The 18,559-nt window shown below is 71.5% G+C and carries 15 protein-coding genes; 6 read left to right on the forward strand and 9 right to left on the reverse strand.

Annotated elements, in window-relative coordinates; all coding sequences use genetic code 11:
- Positions 1-68: 68 nt before the first annotated feature.
- Both NLX83_RS20900 and NLX83_RS20905 read left to right on the forward strand, forming a co-directional pair.
- Positions 69-869: a MarR family transcriptional regulator gene (locus NLX83_RS20900; protein ID WP_254236763.1), complete on the forward strand. Its 801-nt coding sequence runs from the start codon at positions 69-71 to the stop codon at positions 867-869.
- On the forward strand, positions 866-1,627 hold the full coding sequence (locus tag NLX83_RS20905) for a group II truncated hemoglobin (RefSeq protein WP_254236764.1): 762 nt from the start codon (positions 866-868) through the stop codon (positions 1,625-1,627). Before NLX83_RS20900 ends, NLX83_RS20905 begins: the two co-directional genes overlap by 4 nt.
- A 100-nt stretch (positions 1,628-1,727) precedes the next feature.
- Here the strand turns inward: NLX83_RS20905 and NLX83_RS20910 are convergent, their stop codons facing one another.
- The 6 genes from NLX83_RS20910 to NLX83_RS20935 all read right to left on the reverse strand — a co-directional run bounded on the left by NLX83_RS20910 (position 1,728) and on the right by NLX83_RS20935 (position 8,275).
- Positions 1,728-2,318 (reverse strand): regulatory protein RecX, encoded by a 591-nt coding sequence (locus NLX83_RS20910; RefSeq protein WP_254236765.1) that lies wholly within the window; start codon positions 2,316-2,318, stop codon positions 1,728-1,730.
- A 104-nt stretch (positions 2,319-2,422) separates the two neighbouring features.
- Positions 2,423-3,472 (reverse strand): recombinase RecA, encoded by a 1,050-nt coding sequence (gene recA, locus NLX83_RS20915; protein ID WP_254236766.1) that lies wholly within the window; start codon positions 3,470-3,472, stop codon positions 2,423-2,425.
- A 203-nt stretch (positions 3,473-3,675) separates the two neighbouring features.
- Entirely contained in the window at positions 3,676-3,870 is a 195-nt protein-coding gene (locus NLX83_RS20920; RefSeq protein WP_254236767.1) for a DUF3046 domain-containing protein, read from the reverse strand.
- 88 nt (positions 3,871-3,958) lie between these two features.
- The gene (locus tag NLX83_RS20925; protein ID WP_254236768.1) at positions 3,959-5,245 is read right to left on the reverse strand and encodes an MFS transporter; all 1,287 of its coding nucleotides are present in this window, start codon (positions 5,243-5,245) and stop codon (positions 3,959-3,961) included.
- On the reverse strand, positions 5,242-6,399 hold the full coding sequence (locus tag NLX83_RS20930; RefSeq protein ID WP_254236769.1) for an acyl-CoA dehydrogenase family protein: 1,158 nt from the start codon (positions 6,397-6,399) through the stop codon (positions 5,242-5,244). Before NLX83_RS20930 ends, NLX83_RS20925 begins: the two co-directional genes overlap by 4 nt.
- Positions 6,400-6,442: 43 nt before the next feature.
- Positions 6,443-8,275 (reverse strand): Hsp70 family protein, encoded by a 1,833-nt coding sequence (locus NLX83_RS20935; protein WP_254236770.1) that lies wholly within the window; start codon positions 8,273-8,275, stop codon positions 6,443-6,445.
- Positions 8,276-8,657: 382 nt separating this feature from the next.
- Here NLX83_RS20935 and tnpB point away from each other — a divergent pair, with 382 nt between their 5' ends.
- From tnpB to NLX83_RS20955, 4 genes are all read left to right on the forward strand, one after another.
- On the forward strand, positions 8,658-10,019 hold the full coding sequence (tnpB, locus tag NLX83_RS20940) for an IS607 family element RNA-guided endonuclease TnpB (protein ID WP_254236771.1): 1,362 nt from the start codon (positions 8,658-8,660) through the stop codon (positions 10,017-10,019).
- A 67-nt stretch (positions 10,020-10,086) separates the two neighbouring features.
- Complete coding sequence (locus NLX83_RS20945; RefSeq protein ID WP_254236772.1) at positions 10,087-10,596, forward strand: GNAT family N-acetyltransferase; 510 nt, start codon at positions 10,087-10,089, stop codon at positions 10,594-10,596.
- A gap of 5 nt (positions 10,597-10,601) precedes the next feature.
- Positions 10,602-11,186, forward strand: coding sequence for a class I SAM-dependent methyltransferase (locus NLX83_RS20950; protein WP_254236958.1), 585 nt, complete (start codon positions 10,602-10,604; stop codon positions 11,184-11,186).
- A gap of 34 nt (positions 11,187-11,220) precedes the next feature.
- Positions 11,221-15,834 carry an ATP-dependent helicase gene (locus tag NLX83_RS20955; RefSeq protein ID WP_254236773.1) on the forward strand — a complete coding sequence of 1,538 codons (4,614 nt, stop codon included), beginning with the start codon at positions 11,221-11,223 and terminating at the stop codon, positions 15,832-15,834.
- 142 nt (positions 15,835-15,976) lie between these two features.
- Here the strand turns inward: NLX83_RS20955 and NLX83_RS20960 are convergent, their stop codons facing one another.
- From NLX83_RS20960 to NLX83_RS20970, 3 genes are read right to left on the reverse strand one after another with little or no spacing between them, the layout of a single operon-like run.
- Positions 15,977-17,035, reverse strand: a complete 1,059-nt coding sequence (locus NLX83_RS20960) for a 1-aminocyclopropane-1-carboxylate deaminase (RefSeq protein ID WP_254236774.1) — start codon at positions 17,033-17,035, stop codon at positions 15,977-15,979.
- Positions 17,036-17,063: 28 nt separating this feature from the next.
- Complete coding sequence (locus NLX83_RS20965; protein ID WP_254236775.1) at positions 17,064-17,852, reverse strand: maleylpyruvate isomerase N-terminal domain-containing protein; 789 nt, start codon at positions 17,850-17,852, stop codon at positions 17,064-17,066.
- Complete coding sequence (locus NLX83_RS20970) at positions 17,849-18,301, reverse strand: SAV_6107 family HEPN domain-containing protein (RefSeq protein WP_254236776.1); 453 nt, start codon at positions 18,299-18,301, stop codon at positions 17,849-17,851. Before NLX83_RS20970 ends, NLX83_RS20965 begins: the two co-directional genes overlap by 4 nt.
- Positions 18,302-18,559: the final 258 nt, after the last annotated feature.

Consider the following 18,559-nt stretch of genomic DNA (forward strand, 5'->3'; position numbering starts at 1 on the left):
GCCCCTCGGAGGATCGCTTGGATTCAAGCATTGGCGCAAACGCATGGGCTCCATGTAAAGTCCCGGCCATGAATGCGGCCGAACGCGACAGCGTGGACGAGGTCCTCGCCGACTGGGCCAGGGAACGCCCCGACCTGGACTTCTCCCCGATCGCGGTGATCTTCCGGATGGGCCGGGTGCGCGCTCGCCTGGAAACGGCGATGGCGGAGGTGTTCGCGGGCTTCGACCTGAGCCCGGCGGACTTCCTGGTGATCGTCACGCTGCGCCGGGCGGGCGCCCCGTACCGGCTGCCGCAGGCGCGCCTGATGGCCGCGCTCGGGCTGACCTCGGGCACGGTGAGCGTCCGCCTCGCGCGGCTGGAGGAGCGCGGCGTGGTGCGGCGGGAGAGCGATCCCGGCGACAAGCGCACGCAGATGGTGCGGCTGACCGAGGACGGCGTCGCGCTGTTCGACCAGCTCGCCCCCGCGCACCTGGCCGGGGAGGACCGGCTGCTCGCCGCGCTGGACGCCGGGGAACGCGATCAGCTGGCGCACCTGCTCCGCAAGCTGCTCGTCTCCTTCGAGCGCACCGGGACCGAGGCGCCGTGGCTGTGGGGAATGCGGTTGGAGCCCGCGCACATCGCGCACCGCCGCCGCGCCCAGGTCGGGCTGTCCTGTCCGCCCGGCCTGCTCATCGCCGAGACCCGGCACGACGGCCCGGCCGCCGCCGCGGGCCTGCTGCGCGGCGACCTGGTCACCGAGGCGGACGGCCGCCCCGTGCGCCACATCGACCACCTCAGGGCAGCCGACGCCGAGCGGTTGCCGTTGCGGCTGCTGCGCGGCGAGACGCCCGTCGAAGCCACCTTGACCATTCCCCGGAGGACCACGTGATCGTCGAGTACATCCGTTACCGCATCGAGGAATCGCGCCGGAGCGCCTTCGAGTCGGACTACGCCCGCGCGGCGGAGGTGTTGTCCCGCGTGCCGCAGTGCGTGGACTACGAGCTCAGCCGCTGCGTGGAGGAGCCCGCCGCCTACACGCTGCGCATCGTCTGGACATCGCCGGAGGACCACCTCCAGGGCTTCCGCGGGGGCGAGCACTTCCCCGCGTTCTTCGCGGCGATCAAGTCCTACGTCGGCGACATCGAGGAGATGCGGCACTACGAGCGGACGGCCGTGCGGGGCGCGGGCGCCTCGGTACCGTCGCTGTACGAGTGGGCGGGCGGCGCGAGCGCCCTGGAGCGGCTGACCGAGGCGTTCTACGACCTGGTCCGCAAGGACGACCTGATCGGCCCGCTGTTCGCGCACATGGATCCCGCGCACCCGCGGCACGTGGCGGTGTGGCTGGGCGAGGTCTTCGGCGGCCCGGACACCTACACCCGCGATCACGGCGGCTACCGGCACATGCTCAGCCAGCACGTGGGCAAGGCGATCACCGAGGCGCAGCGCCGCCGCTGGATGAGCCTGCTCCTCGACGCCGCCGACGAGGTGGGCCTGCCCGACGATCCGGAGTTCCGGTCGGCGTTCGTCGCCTACATCGAGTGGGGCACCCGCCTCGCGCTGCAGAACTCCCAACCCGGCGCGCGCCCCTTCCCCAACGCCCCCGTCCCCCACTGGGGCTGGGGCGTAGCTCCCCCCTACCGCCCCTGACCCAGCCCCGTTTCCCCGTTTCGTACTCATAGCGGCCTATGGGAGCGCTCTTTTTCCCGCTATGAGTACGAAACGGGCTTGGGGGGGCGGGGGCGGAGTGCTAGTCGTCGAGGAGGGTGGTTTCCTCGCCTGCGGAGCGGAGTTCGTCGCGGACCACGCGGTAGGCCAGGCCCTCGGGGTAGCCCTTGCGGGCGAGCATGCCGACCAGGCGGCGGACGCGGGCCGTCTCGTCCCCCCGGAGCACCGAGGGGATCTTGCGGCGGACCAGGGCGCGCGCTCGCTCCTCCTCCGCCTCACCGTCCACTGTGGACGCAGCTTCGGCGGCGGTCTCGCCGTCCACGCCCTTGCGGCGCAGCTCGGCGACGAGTGCGCGCCGGGCCATGCCCTGGTGGGTGTGCCGCGAGCGCACCCACAGTTCCGCGAACGCGGCGTCGTCGACCAGCTTGAGATCGCTGTAGCGGTCGAGCACCGTCGCGATCACGTCCTCCGGGATCTCCTTGCGCCGCAAGGCCTGCTCCAGCTCGACGCGGGTGCGCGGACGCACCGTGAGCAGTCGCAGGCAGATCTCGCGCGCCTGCTCGACCGGATCACGCGGGGCCTGCTGCCGCTGGGTGGCCGCGCCCTCGCGGGAGCCGGACTCGGGGCCGGAATCAGAGCCGGGGCGGCGCCGGGAACGACCGGGCCGGGCCATGGGAGATCACCTCGGTCCTGGCGTTCCCTCCCGCCGGGGCGCCGGAGCACCCGGCACCCCGGGCGGGAGGACGAACGCTGTCGCACTGCAAGAAAGAAAGAGAACTAGAACTCGACCGGGGCGGGCGCGGCGTCCTCGCCCTCCACCACGACCTGCTGGCCGATGTTGAGCTTCTCCTTGATGCGCTTCTCGACCTCGTTGGCGATGTCGGGGTTCTCCCGCATGAACTTGCGGGCGTTCTCCTTGCCCTGGCCGAGCTGGTCGCCCTCGTAGGTGTACCAGGCGCCGGACTTGCGGACGATGCCCTGGTCGACACCCATGTCGATCAGGGAGCCCTCGCGGCTGATGCCCTGGCCGTAGAGGATGTCGAACTCCGCCTGCTTGAACGGCGGCGCCATCTTGTTCTTCACGACCTTGACCCTGGTGCGGTTGCCGACGGCGTCGGTGCCCTCCTTCAGGGTCTCGATCCGGCGCACGTCCAGCCGCACCGAGGCGTAGAACTTCAGCGCCTTGCCACCGGTGGTGGTCTCCGGGCTGCCGAACATCACGCCGATCTTCTCGCGCAGCTGGTTGATGAAGATCGCGGTGGTGCCGGAGTTGTTCAGCGCGCTGGTCATCTTCCGCAGCGCCTGGCTCATCAGCCGGGCCTGCAGACCGACGTGGCTGTCACCCATCTCGCCCTCGATCTCCGCGCGCGGCACCAGGGCCGCCACGGAGTCGATGACCAGGATGTCCAGCGCGCCGGAGCGCACGAGCATGTCGGCGATCTCCAGCGCCTGCTCACCGGTGTCCGGCTGGGACACCAGCAGGGCGTCGGTGTCCACGCCGAGCGCCTTGGCGTACTCCGGGTCCAGCGCGTGCTCGGCATCGATGAACGCCGCGATGCCGCCGAGCCGCTGGGCGTTGGCCACCGCGTGCAGGGCGACGGTGGTCTTACCGGAGGACTCCGGCCCGTAGACCTCGACGACGCGGCCCTTGGGCAGGCCGCCGATGCCCAGCGCCACGTCCAGGGCGATGGAGCCGGTGGGGATCACCGCGACCGGTGGCCTGGTGTCCTCACCGAGGCGCATCACCGATCCCTTGCCGAACTGCTTGTCGATCTGGGCCAGGGCAAGCTCAAGAGCCTTGTCCCGGTCGGGTGCTACCGCTGCCATGGGCTTCCTGCCTTGCTTCACTGCCTCGCCTTTAGCCGTCAGATGGGGCCCTCTACCGGGTCGTGGTCGACGCTACGGCGTAGGTCTGACAGTCAGCGCGGAGAGGTCGGGATCTGTGGATAGCTGGTGCCGATGTGGACAACACCTTAGCCGAACATGTGTTCGAGTCCACCTCGACACGCGGCGGGAGCCGATCGCGCAGGTCAGCGCCGTTCCGGCGGGATGTCGAACGCCTCGCAGACGGCCCGCCAGATCCTCTTCGGGTCCATCCCGGCCTCCATGGCCTGGTCCACGGTGCGCCCGCCGAGGGCGGAGAACACGTGGGTGCTGGCCATCAGCTCGGCGCGGACCTCGCCGAACTCGTCGTTCATCCGGCTGCGGAAAACGGTGATACGCACCGGGATCAGGCTACGCTCGGGCCCATGTTCGAAGACGACCCCACCGGACTGTCCTCCCCGCTCGGCCAGCTGATCATCGCGGGCGGCCTCATCGGCGTGATCGTCTACGGCCTGATCTGGTTCCGGCAGAACCGAAAGCGCTGAGCAGGCAGAAGACCAGGAACGGCAGCGCGAGCACGCCGACGAGCAGCCCCAGCACCCGGTAGGACCACACCGTCACCACCAGGCCCGCGGTGATCCCGCCGAGCGCGCCGCCGAGGTTCATCGCCAGGTCGGACATGCCCTGCAGGGCGGGCCGATCGGCCAGCGGAACCGACTCGGTGAGCAGCGCCGATCCCGACACCACCCCGGCCGACCAGCCGAAGCCCAGCAGCACCAGGCCCACCGCGAGTTGTGGCGCGTCATGGGAGTCAGCGGTGCCCGCCACCCCCGCCGCGGCGACCACGAAGCCCGCGCCCAGCGCGAGCACGGGCACCCGGCCCCAGCGGTCGGCCATCCAGCCGAACACCGGGCTGGCCGCGTACATCCCGGCGATGTGCAGGCTGATCACCACGCCGACCAGGCTCAACGAGGCGCCGCCGTGGTCCATGTGCACCGGCGTCATGGTCATCAGCCCGACCATCGCGGTGTGGCAGAGCACGATCCCGGCCAGCGCCAACCACCCCATCGGGTGAAGTTTGGCGAGGCGGCCGGACCACCGCAGCGGAGCGCCGTGCGCCGGGCAGGACGGCCCCTGGTCGACGGCCGCGGCGGAGCGCGCCAGCACCAGCGGATCGGGCCGCAGGCCGAACCACACCCACGCCGCCGCCGCGCTGAAACCCAGTACGGACACCAGGAACGGGCCGGAGCGCTCGGCGAGGCCGATCGAGGCGGCCAGCCGCTGCGCGGGCTCGGCGAGGTTGGGGCCCGCCACCGAGCCGATCGTGGTCGCCCACACCACCAGCGACAGCGATCTGGCCCTGCGGTCCGGGGCCGCGAGGTCGGTCGCGGCGTAGCGGGCCGCCAGGTTGGCGGTGCTGCCCCCGCCGACCAGCACGAGCGCGGCCAGCAGCATCGGCCACGCGCCCAGCGCGATGGCCGTCGCCGCCAGCGCGGCACCGACGGCGGCGAGGCCGTAACCCATGATCAGCGCGGGTCTGCGGCCCCTGCGCTCGGCCAGCCGGGCGGCGGGCAGCGACAGCAGCGCCGCGCCCACCACGGCGCTGGTCTGGGCCAGCCCGCCGATCACCTCGGAGCCGGAGAGCGAGGCCGCGGCGAGCGAGCTGACGGTGACCCCGGTCGCCACGCCGACGCCGCCGAGGACCTGGCTGGTGGTGAGCGTGCCGAGCACGCGGCGCTGCACCGCCGCCAGCGGCGGGCCGAGAACTCCGGTCATGATCTGTCTTCCAGGCCGAGCGACCGGCCGATGATCTCCTTCATGATCTCGTTGGTGCCCGCGTAGATCGCCTGCACCCGGCCGTCCAGGAACAGCTTGGCGATCGGGTACTCGGTCATGTAGCCGTAGCCGCCGTGCAGCTGCAGGCACCGGTCGGCGGTCTTCCTGGCCAGCTCGGAGGTCCACAGCTTGGCCATGGCCGCGTCGGTCGCCGACAGCGTGCCCGCGTTGAGGTCGCGGACGCAGCGGTCGTTGAAGACCTGCGTGACCCAGTACTCCGTCTCCAGCTCGGCCAGCTCGAAGCGGGTGTTCTGGAACGCCCCGACACTGCGCCCGAACGCCTTGCGCCCGCGCACGTACTCCTTGGTCAGCTCCAGCGCGGTACTGACCGTGGCGATCGAGCCGACCGCGACGGAGATCCGTTCCTGCGGCAGCATCGCCATGAGGTGGTAGAAGCCCCGGTTGCACTCACCGACCAGGTTCTCCGCGGGCACCCGCACGTCCTCGAAGAACAGCTCGGCGGTGTCCTGCGCCTTCAACCCGATCTTGTCCAGGTTGCGGCCGCGGGAGAAGCCGTCCATTCCGCGCTCCACCGCGAGCAGGCTCAGCCCCTTGCTGCCGGGCGCCTCCGGGTCGGTCTTGACCACGACCAGCACCAGGTCGGCGTTGATGCCGTTGGTGATGAAGGTCTTCGAGCCGTTGAGCACGTAGTCGGAGCCGTCGCGGCGCGCGTGGGTCCGGATGCCCTGGAGGTCCGACCCCGCGCCGGGCTCGCTCATCGCGATGGCGGTGATCAGCTCGCCCGAGCAGAAACCGGGCAGCCAGCGTGCCTTCTGCTCCTCGGTGGCCAGCTCGCGCAGGTACGGACCGACCACGTCGGTGTGCAGGCCGAACCCCAGGCCGGAGGCCCCGCTGCGGACCAGTTCCTCGCCGAGCACCGTGTTGAACCGGAAGTCCCGCTGCCCGCCGCCGCCGTGCTCCTCCGGCATGTCGAAGCCGAGCATGCCCAGCTCGCCCGCCGCCGCCCAGATCTCCCTGGGGACGATGCCGTCGGACTCCCACTGGGAGTGCTTGGGCACCACCTCGTCGGCGAAGAACCTGCGCACCAGCTCGCGGAACGCGTCGTGGTCGGCTTCGAAGAGATCACGCTGCATACCCCGATCGTGGCACGCGCGAATCGGCCCCGGATAGCTCCGGTCAGGTCCCCGGCTGGACCTGCTTCTCGAAGTAGTCGGCCATGTCGTTGGCCTTCGGCGCCGGTCCGGAGGAGCTGATCACGGTCATCAACCCGACCACCGGGCGGTCCTTCACCGTGAAGACGAGGTAGCCGACGCTGTCGGAGGTGGTGGCCTGGTAGTGGCCGGTGAGCCCGTTGCCGCCCCAGTCCGCCTCGACCTGCTCGGTCCTGGACTCGCCGACCACGCTGCTCGCGATGCCCTGCACGACCTCCATCGACGGCGCGTGCGCGTAGGCGACCGTGAGCGTGGGCGCGCCGTTGCCCGCGGGCAGCTGGCAGGTCACCTTGACGCCCTGGATGCGGCCGAGCGCGTTCTCGGCGAGCCCCTTCACCCCCGGGTCGCACTGGACGTTGTCGGCCACGTCGCCCGCGAGCTGGCGCAGGCAGGAGGTGAAGCCCTTGGTGTCGGCTTCGCCCGGCTTCTGGCAGTCGCTCGCGCTCGGCAGGCCGGAGCTGTTGAGCAACACGATGCCCAGCACCACGGCCAGCACGACCACGATCGAGGCCGCGACGCCGATCAGCATCCCCTTGGAGTTCTTCTTCGCCCGCTGCTGGTGCATCTGCGGGTAGCCGCCGTACTGCGGCGGAGCCTGGTGCTGCACCGGTTGCGGCCCGGTGCCGGGGAACGACGGGCCGTTGGTGACCGCCGTCGGGTACGGCGCGGTCGCCCCGCCCTGGTACATGTCCTGCGGCGGCGGGAGCTGGCCGGTGCGGGCGCTGGTCCCGTCCTGGGGCACGTGGTGCGCGCCGAGCGCGACCGCGGTCTCCGGCTGGTCCAGGCTGGTCGGGACCACGCGCAGCCGCTCGGAGATCAGCTTGGCCACGAGCGGGATGCGGCTGGAGCCACCGACGAGGTAGATGCCCGCGAGCGACTCCGGGGTCATCCCGGCGGAGCCGATGGTGTCGGCGAGCAGCTCGATGCTGCGCAGCAGGCTGGGGCGGATCAGCGCCTCCAGCTCGGCGCGGGTGACGAGCACGTCGTCGAAGGGCTCCGGCATCGGCACCTCGGTCTGCGGGTGCCGGGACAGCGCCTCCTTCGCGGCCCGCACGTCTTCGAGGAGGGTGCGGCGGGCGCGGCGGTCGGCGGTCGACTCCGGGCGCAGCACGCGCTGCCACTTGCCGGGGTCGCGGTAGGACACCTCGCGCCCCACGTGCACCAGCAGCGCGTGGTCCACGTCGAGACCACCGAGGTCGGGCAGGCCGTTCTCAGCGAGCACGACGAAGCCGGTGGGGGTCGCGCCGACCACGGCGACGTCGAAGGTGCCCGCGCCGAGGTCGTAGACGGCCAGCGCCTGCCCCGGGGCCAGCGAGCGCTCCGGGAAGGACGCGAAGTGCGCGGCGGCCGCGACCGGTTCGGGCACGAGGGTCAGCTGCGGGCCGAACCCGGCCAGCCGTGCGGCGGAGAGCAGGACGTTGCGGCGGATCGCGCCCCACTGCGCGGGGTGGGTCAGCCGCACCTCGTCCGGCATGGCGCCGCCGAGCTGGCGCTTGGTCTCGTCGGCGACGCGCTGCAGCACGGCCGCCATCGCGTCGGTCACCGTGATCACGGTGTTGCCGAGCAGCAGCGTGGTGTCGTCCACCCGGCGCTTGGGGTTGGGCTCGAAGCGCGCGGGGTCGAGACGGGCCCGCCGTTCGGCGTCCCGGCCGACGACCAGTCCACCGTCCTCGGCGGCGAAGACGGCCGAAGGCATCGTCGCCGAACCGTCGACCTCGACCACACGCGGTGGCCTGCCGTGTGCTGACAACACGGCAACGGTGTTGGACGTACCCAGGTCCACCGACAGGACGCGCACTGCTTTCCCCTTGTCGCCACGGGACGCACAGCGTCCGGTTTGGACGCTGGGGTGTGATGCTGCCATGTCGGGGTTAGGCCATGTGGCGGGGTTGGGAATTGTTTCGTTGGTCTGCGGAGATTTGCGATCGAACACATGCGCTACCGGATGGGCGAGCTTGGCTGAGTGGGCGCGGTCGTTCAGGGGGCGGCCGCAGATGGCCCGAGCCGGAGCGTGGCGTGTCGGGTGCAGTGAGGTTTTCTTCAGGGTTGTGCTGTGGTTGTCCGCCACGTCATTGGTGGTGTTCCTCAGTGTTTCCGTGGTTCTGGCTTCCTAGTGTCGGTGGCGTGATCGACGAAGTCATGAACCTGGCTGCCGGGCACGATCTCTGTGAGGTCGCGGGGTGACCAGCGTGCTCCAGGCGTTCCGGTTCGCGCTTGCCCCGCCCCCCGGGCAGGATGCCGCGTTGCGGTCGCACTGTGGTGGGCAGCGTTATGCGTTCAACTGGGGTCTGGCGCTGGTGAAGGCTGTGCTGGATCAACGAAGGGCTGAAGCCTCCTACGGGGTCCCGGATTCCGAGCTGACACCGTCGTTGCAGTGGTCGGCCTACAGCCTGCGGAAGTTGTGGAACGAAGCCAAGGATGAGCTCGCGCCGTGGTGGAGGGAGAACTCAAAGGAGGCATGCGCGTCCGGGCTGGCGAACCTCGCGACGGCGTTGGGCAACTGGAATGCCTCGCGCAACGGTGCCCGGCGTGCGCCGAGGATGCGGTTCCCGAGGTTCAAGGGCAAACGGCGGATGTTGTCGTGCCGGTTCACGACCGGCGCCCTCGGCTTAGTCGATCATGACCGCAGGCATGTCAAGCTTCCCCGCATCGGTGTGGTGCGTACGCACGAGTCCACCCGCAAGCTCGCCCGGCACGTCCAGCGCGGCACTGCCCGCATCCGCTCGGCCACGGTCACTTACCGGGGCGGGCGCTGGTTCTGCTCGTTCTCTGTCGAGATCGAACGGGCCGACCCGCCACCGACCCGGCCAGCCTCGGTGGTCGGTGTCGACCTGGGGATCACGTCTCTCGCGGTGTTGTCGACCGGGGAGGTCATCGCCAACCCGCGTCATCTCGAAGTAGCACAACGAGAGCTGCGTCGTCTGCAACGCCAGGCCGCACGCCGCGTCGGCCCCGACCGCCGCGTCCGCCGGCAGCCCTCGCGGCGGTGGCGCCATACCCGGGCCCGCATCGCGAAGCTGCACACCGCTGTCGCGAACGCGCGCCAGGACGGTCTACATCGACTCACCACTGGCCTCGCGAGGACCCACGGCACGATCGTGGTCGAGGACCTGCACGTCGCCGGGATGCTCAGGAATCGGCCGTTGGCCCGGCAGGTCGCCGATGTCGGCATGGGTGAACTTCGCCGCCAGATCGAGTACAAAACTGGCTGGCTCGGTGGCGCGCTGCATGTCGCGGACCGCTGGTACCCGTCCTCCAAGACTTGTTCGGCTTGTGGCTCGGTGAAAGCCAAACTGCGCCTGTCCGAACGGATGTTCCGCTGCGACGAGTGCCCGCTGGTGCTCGATCGCGATCTCAACGCCGCCCGCAACCTCGCGAAGCTGGTTGAGGCAACGTCTTCCCCGAGTTGCGGGGTGACGGTAAACGAGCCCGATGGAAACCCATGTCAGACCCGCACTGCGCGGGCAGCGGGTACCGCCACGGGAAGACCCGGACCCACCAGTCCGGGCCAACGTCGACACCGCAAGGTGACGGCTACTTGAACAGAGCAGACCTACACCAGCTCTGTTCAAGTAACGGTTGCCCAGATTGGCGGCTACGGTCGGCGACATGGGCCCGCTGAGCACAGAGCGCCTCGACCTGGTTCCGCTCCGCGTAGAGCATGCGGAGGAGATGGCGGAGGTCTTGTCGGACCCGACGCTGCACGAGTTCATCGGCGGTGAGCCCGCCACGGTCGAGCAGCTGCGCCGACGCTACGAGAAGCAGGCCGCGGGTTCACCCGATCCGGCCGTGACCTGGGTGAACCTGGTCATCAGATTGCGCGCGGAGAACTGCCTCGCGGGTTACGTGCAAGCCACTGTCGCCCATCGCAGCGCGGAAATCGCGTGGGTCGTCGGCACGCCGTGGCAGGGCCGTGGAATCGCGTCCGAGTCAGCGCGCGCGTTGACGGACTGGCTGCGCTCAACCGGTGTCAACGAGATCGTGGCGCACGTGCACCCTGAGCACGCCGCGTCCGGCGCGGTCGCCGCGGCGGCTGGTCTCACGCAAACCGACACGGTCGTTGACGGTGAGTTGCGTTGGCTGTGGCGGACAACCGCTCAGGTCACGAACGCGTCATAGATGCGATGCCTTTCAATCACAACGACTTCTATCACCGACGACTCCTACGACACGTACCGTCACACTGCGCCGACGCGCTTGATGTCGGTTGCGGTAGCGGCACATTCGCTCGGCGTCTGGCCCGCCGTGCGGGTTGGGTGGACGCGATCGACACGTCGGCCGAGATGGTCGACGCGGCGCGCACGAGGTCGATGGGCGCGGCGAACATCGAGTTCCGCACCGGTGACCTCATGGACGTCGAGCCGGCGCGCTACGACTTCGTCTCGTGCATCGCGACCGTGCACCACCTGCCGTCCTTTCCTGCCGCACTTGAACGCTTGCGGGACTCGTTGCGACCGGGCGGCGTATTGGCGGTACTGGGCCTGTATCGCGAGCGGACCGCTTCGGACCACGCGATCACCTTGGCGGCCGCACCCGTCAACCTGTTGCTCAACGCGTTGTCACGGAAGGACGTCGAAGTCTCTCCGCCGGTCAGCGATGCCACGCTGACCTACGCGGAGATCCGTGCCGACGCCGACCGCGTGCTGCCGGGACACCGCGTGCGACGCCATCTGTTCTGGCGCTACTCACTGCTCTACCGCAAGCCATAGCGCGAGTGTCAGACCCCTGGTTCAGGATGGGTGCATGTCGTCCGTGCTGGAGAGGTTCTCCCCGCCGACCAGGGAATGGTTCCGGGGTGCGTTCGCCGCGCCCACGGAAGCCCAGGCAGGTGCGTGGAACGCGGTCGCGGACGGCGAGCACGCCCTGGTCGTCGCCCCGACCGGCTCCGGCAAGACCCTGGCCGCCTTCCTCTGGGCGCTGGACCACCTGGCCCGCTCCGAACCGCCCGCCGAGCCCAGGCAGCGCTGCCGCGTCCTCTACATCTCCCCGCTCAAGGCGCTCGCCGTCGACGTGGAGCGCAACCTCCGCGCGCCGCTGACCGGCATCCGGCAGGCGGCGCACCGGCTGGGCCTGCCGGAACCCGCGATCTCCGTGGGCATGCGCACCGGGGACACCCCGGCCGACGAGCGCAGGACCTTCGCCCGCCGCCCGCCGGACGTGCTGGTGACCACGCCCGAATCGTTGTTCCTCCTGCTGACCTCGGCGGCGCGGGAGTCCCTCGCCGGGGTGCGCACGGTGATCGTCGACGAGGTGCACGCCGTCGCGGGCACCAAGCGCGGCGCGCACCTGGCCCTGTCGCTGGAGCGGCTGGACGCGCTGCTGGAACGCCCGGCGCAGCGGATCGGGCTGTCCGCGACCGTGCGGCCGATCGAGGAGATCACCTCCTTCCTCGCGGGCGGGCGCCCCGTGCGGGTGGTGCGCCCGGAGAACCGCAAGACCGTCGAGATCCGGGTCGAGGTACCGGTCGAGGACATGTCCTCTTTGGACAGACCAGCGGACCCGCCGCCGGAGGAAGAGGAGATCACCGGCTCCGCGGCCGGGGCGGCTCGACGGCCCTCGATCTGGCCCGCGGTGGAGGAACGCATCCTCGACCTGGTGCGGCGGCACCGGTCCACGATCGTCTTCGCCAACTCACGGCGGCTCGCGGAGCGGCTGACCTCGCGCCTCAACGAGCTGGCGAGCGAACCAGCGGAGATGGAGCGGTTCCCGGCCGAGGCGGTCGGCGGCTCGGGCATCACGACGGGCGCCAACACCATCATCGCCAAGGCGCACCACGGTTCGATGGCCCGCGAACAGCGCACCCTGGTCGAGGAGGAGCTGAAGGCGGGCGTGCTGCCCTGCGTCGTCGCCACCTCCTCGCTGGAGCTGGGCATCGACATGGGTGCGGTGGACCTGGTGATCCAGGTGGAGGCTCCGCCGACCGTGGCATCCGGCCTGCAACGCGTCGGCCGGGCCGGGCACCAGGTCGGCGCGGTGTCCCGGGGCGTGGTGTTCCCGAAGTTCCGCGGCGACCTGGTCTCCTGCGCCGTGGTGGCCGAGCGGATGGCATCGGGTGCCATCGAAGCGCTGCGCTATCCCCGCAACCCCCTCGACGTGCTGGCGCAGCACGTGGTCGCGATGACCGCGATGGAGCCGTGGACGGTTGACCAGCTGGCCGCCGTGGTGCGCGGGGCGGCGCCGTTCGCGTCACTGCCCGACTCGGCGCTGCACGCGGTGCTCGACATGCTCGCCGGGCGGTACCCCAGCGAGGAGTTCGGCGAACTGCGCGCGCGGATCACCTGGGACCGCGTCACCGGCGTGCTCAACGGGCGGCCCAGCGCGCAGCGGCTCGCGGTGACCTCCGGTGGCACCATTCCCGACCGCGGCCTGTTCACCGTCAGCACGCCCGGCGCGGACGGCAAGGGCGGCTCGCGGGTGGGCGAGCTGGATGAGGAGATGGTCTACGAGTCGCGCGTCGGCGACGTGGTCCTGCTGGGCACCTCGTCCTGGCGGATCGAGGACATCACCCACGACCGCGTGATCGTCACCCCGGCCCCGGGCCAGCCCGCCCGGCTGCCGTTCTGGAAGGGCGACGCACCGGGCCGCCCGCTGGAGCTGGGCCGTGCGCTCGGCGCGTTCGTCCGCGAAATGTCCACTTTGGACAGTGCTGCGGCGGTACGGCGGGCAACCGATGCCGGGCTGGACGAGTGGGCGACGCAGAACCTGGTGGCGTACCTGGCCGAACAGCGCGCGGCCACCCGGCACCTGCCCAATGACCGGACGATCCTGGTCGAGCGGTTCCGGGACGAGCTGGGCGACTGGCGGCTCGTCGTGCACTCGCCGTTCGGCGCGCAGGTCAACGCGCCGTGGGCGCTGGCGATCGGCGCGCGGCTGCGAGAGAAGCACGGTTGGGACCCGCAGCTGGCGCACTCCGACGACGGGATCGTGCTGCGGCTGCCGACCGTGGGCCTGGACGACGGCTTTGAGGACGCGGGCGCGGACATCCTGCCCACGGCCGAGGACGTGCTGATCAACCCCGACGAGGTGGAACAGATCGTGGTCGCCGAACTCGGCGGCTCCGCGCTGTTCGCCGCCCGGTTCCGCGAGTGCGCCGCCCGTTCGCTCCTGCTGCCGCGCCGCGATCCCCGGCGGCGGTCGCCGTTGTGGCAGCAGCGCCAGCGCGCATCGCAACTGCTGTCTGTGGCCGCGAAGTACGAGCGGTTCCCGGTCGTGCTGGAGGCGATGCGCGAGTGCGTCCAGGACGTCTACGACCTGCCCGGCCTGCGTGAGCTGATGGCGGAGGTTCGCGCGCGCAAGGTGCGCGTGGTCGAGGTGGAGACGCCGACCGCGTCGCCCTTCGCCCGCAGCCTGCTGTTCGGCTACGTGGGGATGTTCCTCTACGAGACCGACGCGCCACTGGCCGAGCGGCGGGCCGCCGCGCTGTCGTTGGACTCGGCGCTGCTGGCGGAGTTGCTGGGCTCCGAGGCGATCCGCGAACTGCTCGACCCCGATGTCCTCGCCGAGGTGGAGGCCCAGCTCCAGCGGGTGAGCCCGGAGCGCAAGGCCCGCAACACCGAGGACGCGGCGGACCTGCTGCGCGCGCTGGGCGAGCTGTCCACGGAGGAGGCGGCGGAACGCGGCGTCGAGCCGGAGTGGTTGGCGGACCTGGAAAACCAACGCCGGGTGCTCCAGGTCCGGATCGCCGGGCAGCAGCGGTGGATCGCGATCGAGGACGCCGGGCGGGTCCGGGACGCGCTCGGCGTCGCGCTGCCGGTCGGCGTCCCTGAGGCGTTCACCGAGCCCGTGGCCGATCCGCTCGGCGACCTGCTCTCCCGCTACGCCCGCACGCGCGGTCCGTTCCCCGCTTCGCAGGCGGCCGAGCGGTTCGGGTTGGGCGTCGCCGTGGTCACCGGTGTGCTGGAGCGGCTCGCGGGGAGCGGTCGGCTCGTGCGCGGCGAACTCCGCCCGCTGACCGCGTCCGACTCGGGCCAGATGGAGTTCTGTGACGCGGAGGTGCTGCGACGGCTCCGGCGCGCGTCCCTGGCGAAGCTGCGCGCGGAGGTCGAGCCGGTCGAGCGGGCCGCGCTCGGCCGTTTTCTGCCGTCCTGGCACGGAATCGGCGCGAAGCGGCGCGGCGGTCAGTTCGCGCCGCGGGCGGCGGCCACCGTCGACGACCTCATGACGGTGGTCGAACAGCTCGCGGGAGCCCCGCTTCCGGCGAGCGCGGTGGAGTCGCTGATCCTGCCCGCGCGACTGCCCGGCTACTCCCCCGCGCTGCTCGACGAGCTGACCGCGACCGGTGAGGTGTCGTGGACCGGCTGCGGCTCACTGGCCGGTGGTGACGGCTGGATCGCCCTTGCCCCAACGGATCTGGCCGACCTACTGCTGCCGGAGGTGGCCGAGGAGGCCCCGGACGAGCCGCTGCACCGCGCCCTTCTGTCCACTTTGGAGGGTGGCGCGCAGTTCTTCCGGCAGCTGACCGACCGCGTGTCCTCGGCGGTGGACGAGGTCGTCGAGGACCCCGCGGTGATCGCCGCGCTGTGGGACCTGGTGTGGTCCGGCCAGGTCACCAACGACACCCTCGCCCCGTTGCGCTCGCTGGTCTCCGGCAAGGGCGCTGCGCACAAACCACGCCGCTCCGCCCCGCGTGGCCGCTATGCCCGCCTGCGCACTCCTCGCCCAACGATGCCCAGCCGCACCGGACCACCCACGGTCGCGGGCCGATGGTCGCTGACGCCGGACCGGGAAGCCGACCCGACCCGCCGCGCGCACGCCCGCGCGGAGGCGTTCCTGGAGCGTCACGGCGTGCTGACCAGGGGTGCGCTGGACACCGAACGCGTCACCGGCGGGTTCAGCGGCGTCTACCGCGTGCTCCGCGCGATGGAGGAGTCCGGCCAGGTCGTGCGCGGTTACGTGGTCGAAGGTCTCGGCGCCGCCCAGTTCGCGGCGCACGGCGCGGTCGACCGGTTGCGCGCACTGTCCACTTTGGACTCCAACTCGGAGCGGGAGCAGTCGGCCGTGGTGCTCGCCGCGGCCGATCCCGCCCAGCCCTACGGTGCCGCGCTCGACTGGCCAGCCGCGATCGGCGACACCAAGCACCGCCCGGCCCGCAAGGCGGGTGCGCTCGCCGTCCTCGTCGACGGCCACCCGGTGTTCTACGTGGAGCGCGGTGGTCGCTCGCTGCTGTCGTTCACCGAGGACGAGCCCGCGCTGCGCTCCGCCGCCGAAGTGCTCGCGGGAGCCGTACGCGACGGCTGGCTGGGCCAACTGGCCGTGCAACGCACCGACGGCGAACAGGCGCTCGGCTCGCACCTGGCCACGATCCTCCGCGACGCCGGATTCCGCGCCACCCCCAAGGGCCTCCGCCTCCGCGCCTGACCTCACGCCCAGGGTTCGCCGGTCTTCAAGTACCCCCAACCCCGCCCCACGGCGTCGCCAACCGCAGCACACCCCGAGGTTGGGGGCGGTTAGCGACCGCTGGCGGAGGGGTTCGTAGGACTTGAAGACGCCCCAACCACGGTCAGGGGAAGAGGGCGGAGTAGGCGTTGAGTGCGGGTTGGCCGCCCAGGTGGGCGTAGAGGACGGTGGAGTCCTTGGGGATCTCGCCGGTGCTGACCAGGTCGATCAGGCCCGCCATCGACTTCCCCTCGTACACCGGGTCGGTGATCATGCCTTCGAGGCGGGCGGCGACGCGCATCGCGGCCAGGGTGCGCTCGTCGGCGATGCCGTAGGTGCCCGCGTGGTAGCGGTCGTCCAGCTCCACCGGCGGCAGGTCCGGGACGCCGAGCAGGCTCGCGGTGCCCGCGGCGATCCGGGCGATCTGGTCCTCGGTGGCCGCGGGCGCGGCCGACGCGTCGATGCCGATGATCTGCCGGGGCGGGCCGTCGAGCGCCGCGAACCCCGCGATCATGCCCGCCTGTGTGGAGCCGGTGACCGAGCAGACGACGATGGTGTCGAAGAAGACCCCCAGCTGCCGCTCCTGCTCGACCACTTCGGCCGCCCAGCCCGCGAAGCCCATACCGCCGAGCCGGTGGTCGGAGGCGCCCGCCGGGATCGCGTACGGCTTGCCGCCCTCGGCGCGCACGTCGGCGAGCGCCGATTCCCAGCTGGGCCGCAGGCCGATGGTGAACTCCGCCTGCACCAACCGGACCTCGGCGCCCATCAGCCTGCTCAGCAGGATGTTGCCGACCCGGTCGTAGACGGAGTCCGGCCACTCCACCCAGCTCTCCTGCACCAGCACGCAGCGCAGTCCCGCGCGGGCCGCGGCGGCGGCGACCTGGCGGGTGTGGTTGGACTGCACTCCGCCGATGGAGACGAGCGTGTCGCAGCCCTCGGTGAGCGCGTCGGCGAGCAGGTACTCCAGTTTGCGGGTCTTGTTGCCGCCGTAGGCCAAACCGGAGTTGCAGTCCTCGCGTTTCGCCCAGACTCGCGCCCCACCGAGGTGATCGCTGAGCCGCTCCAGTTCGTGCACCGGCGACGGCCCGAACAGCAACGGGAACCGCGGTAGTCCCGTCAGCCCCTCGCGCAGCTGCCCGACCGCAAAGCCCGACGACGGCCCCGACAAAGACCCAGACGACATGGCCCCTCCTTCATCCGGCCTCAGCAAACTACGCGGTCGCCAGGCGGAGCAGGGCCCAGAGTTGCGCTGTGGCATGGCGGTCGCCAACAAGGCGGACGGTGTGGTCGGGCGCGCGGCCCCACAGCCAGCGGTACACCGCGGAGGGCGCCCCGGTGATGATCGCGTCCACGTTGGTCAGGCCGGAGGGCACGGCGCGGAACACCGAGATGCCCGCCGGTTCCACTCGCACGTACCAGGCGTGGTCGGCGGTGCGGACGCCGAGCGCGCAGCGGTGCGGGCCGGTGATGCCCCTGGTGCGCAGGCGGTGCCCGAGCCACAGCAGCAGCACCTCGTCGACCCCGTCCAGCGCCACGTCCTCGGGGACGTCGAGCACCGCCCCGCCGAGCGCGGCCTGCACGTCGATGCGGTGCACCGTGCTCTCGTGCGCCATCCGCCGCCGCCAGAACCCGTAGGTCTGGTCCTGCGGCCACCACGTGGGGCAGGGCTCCTCCGGCTCGTGCTCGCCGAGCTTCACGACCAGGTCGACGAGCCCGGCGCGCAGGTCCTCGCGCAGGTCCGCCGGGCCCTGCCGGTCTTCCGGTTCCGGGCCGCGTTGTTCGGGCACCGGCCACGCGGGCACGCCGCGGTCGCGCATCCAGGCCAGCGCGCCGCGATAGCCGTCACCGGCTTGGCGCAGCACCGCGCCGACCGTGAGCCCCGGGCGCCCGGGGACCGGGAGGTCCATGGACTGGGGAGGCGCCGAGTTCGCGAGCGTCTCGCCCTCGGTCACCAGGACGTCGAGCAGGCGGCCGTGATCGATGAGAGCCGCCCCGCTCACCGCCCCGCCCCGTGCACGATCTGCCGCACCAGCAACAGGAACTCCCCGGTGCGCCGGACGAGGTCGTCGGCGGCCGCGGCGTCGACCAGCCTGCTGGCACCCGCCTGGACCGCGGCGCGGCGCGAGGAGCCCGCAGCGAAGAACGCGGCCCATTCGCGCAGCTCGGGCGCGTTGCGGACGAGCAGTTCCCACACGCTGGCCGGGCGGGCCCGCGCGCGGTGCGGACGGCCGCGCATGGCGAGGACGGCGGCCGACGCGCGGATCGCGGCGAGGTAGGCCACCGAGTAGCGGTCGGCGGGCGTGGTGGAACCCTCCGCCTCGCGCAGGGTGCGCACCGCGTGCGCCAGCAGCGAGACGGCCTGGGGGTTGCGCGGCGCGGGGACCGCGGCGCGCGCGGTGTTGTCGGGGCTGCGGGGAGACGGGACCGGGAAGTGCAGAGGAACGGACATCTCGGCCTCCTGGGGACGTCAGTGAACGACTCCGTACGCCGAGGGGAAGCCGGCGGTGCCGGGCGGCGGAGTGCTTCCCCCACTCCGCCACCCGGCGTGTCCGGACGGGCGCCGAGGACCAACCGGAGTGCCGACCCACGACCCCGTCGGGTCAACCAGCAGGTCACTCCAGCTGTCTCGAACACTCGTTCGAACAACACCAACGATACCCGGGGGGTCTGACAGTCTCAAGCGACCTGCGTCGAGGACCCCGGGGAA

The organism is Allokutzneria sp. A3M-2-11 16 (assembly GCF_024213555.1).
Lineage (GTDB): Bacteria > Actinomycetota > Actinomycetes > Mycobacteriales > Pseudonocardiaceae > Allokutzneria.

What these genes read in the sequence shown, in the direction of transcription:
- NLX83_RS20910 (WP_254236765.1), bottom strand. Translation starts at nt 2,318, where the DNA reads ATGGCCCGGCCCGGTCGTTCCCGGCGCCGCCCCGGCTCTGATTCCGGC.
- NLX83_RS20930 (WP_254236769.1), bottom strand. Translation starts at nt 6,399, where the DNA reads ATGCAGCGTGATCTCTTCGAAGCCGACCACGACGCGTTCCGCGAGCTG.
- NLX83_RS20945 (WP_254236772.1), top strand. Translation starts at nt 10,087, where the DNA reads ATGGGCCCGCTGAGCACAGAGCGCCTCGACCTGGTTCCGCTCCGCGTA.
- NLX83_RS20955 (WP_254236773.1), top strand. Translation starts at nt 11,221, where the DNA reads ATGTCGTCCGTGCTGGAGAGGTTCTCCCCGCCGACCAGGGAATGGTTC.
- NLX83_RS20950 (WP_254236958.1), top strand. Translation starts at nt 10,602, where the DNA reads ATGCCTTTCAATCACAACGACTTCTATCACCGACGACTCCTACGACAC.
- NLX83_RS20925 (WP_254236768.1), bottom strand. Translation starts at nt 5,245, where the DNA reads ATGACCGGAGTTCTCGGCCCGCCGCTGGCGGCGGTGCAGCGCCGCGTG.
- NLX83_RS20970 (WP_254236776.1), bottom strand. Translation starts at nt 18,301, where the DNA reads ATGTCCGTTCCTCTGCACTTCCCGGTCCCGTCTCCCCGCAGCCCCGAC.
- recA (WP_254236766.1), bottom strand. Translation starts at nt 3,472, where the DNA reads ATGGCAGCGGTAGCACCCGACCGGGACAAGGCTCTTGAGCTTGCCCTG.
- NLX83_RS20960 (WP_254236774.1), bottom strand. Translation starts at nt 17,035, where the DNA reads ATGTCGTCTGGGTCTTTGTCGGGGCCGTCGTCGGGCTTTGCGGTCGGG.
- NLX83_RS20900 (WP_254236763.1), top strand. Translation starts at nt 69, where the DNA reads ATGAATGCGGCCGAACGCGACAGCGTGGACGAGGTCCTCGCCGACTGG.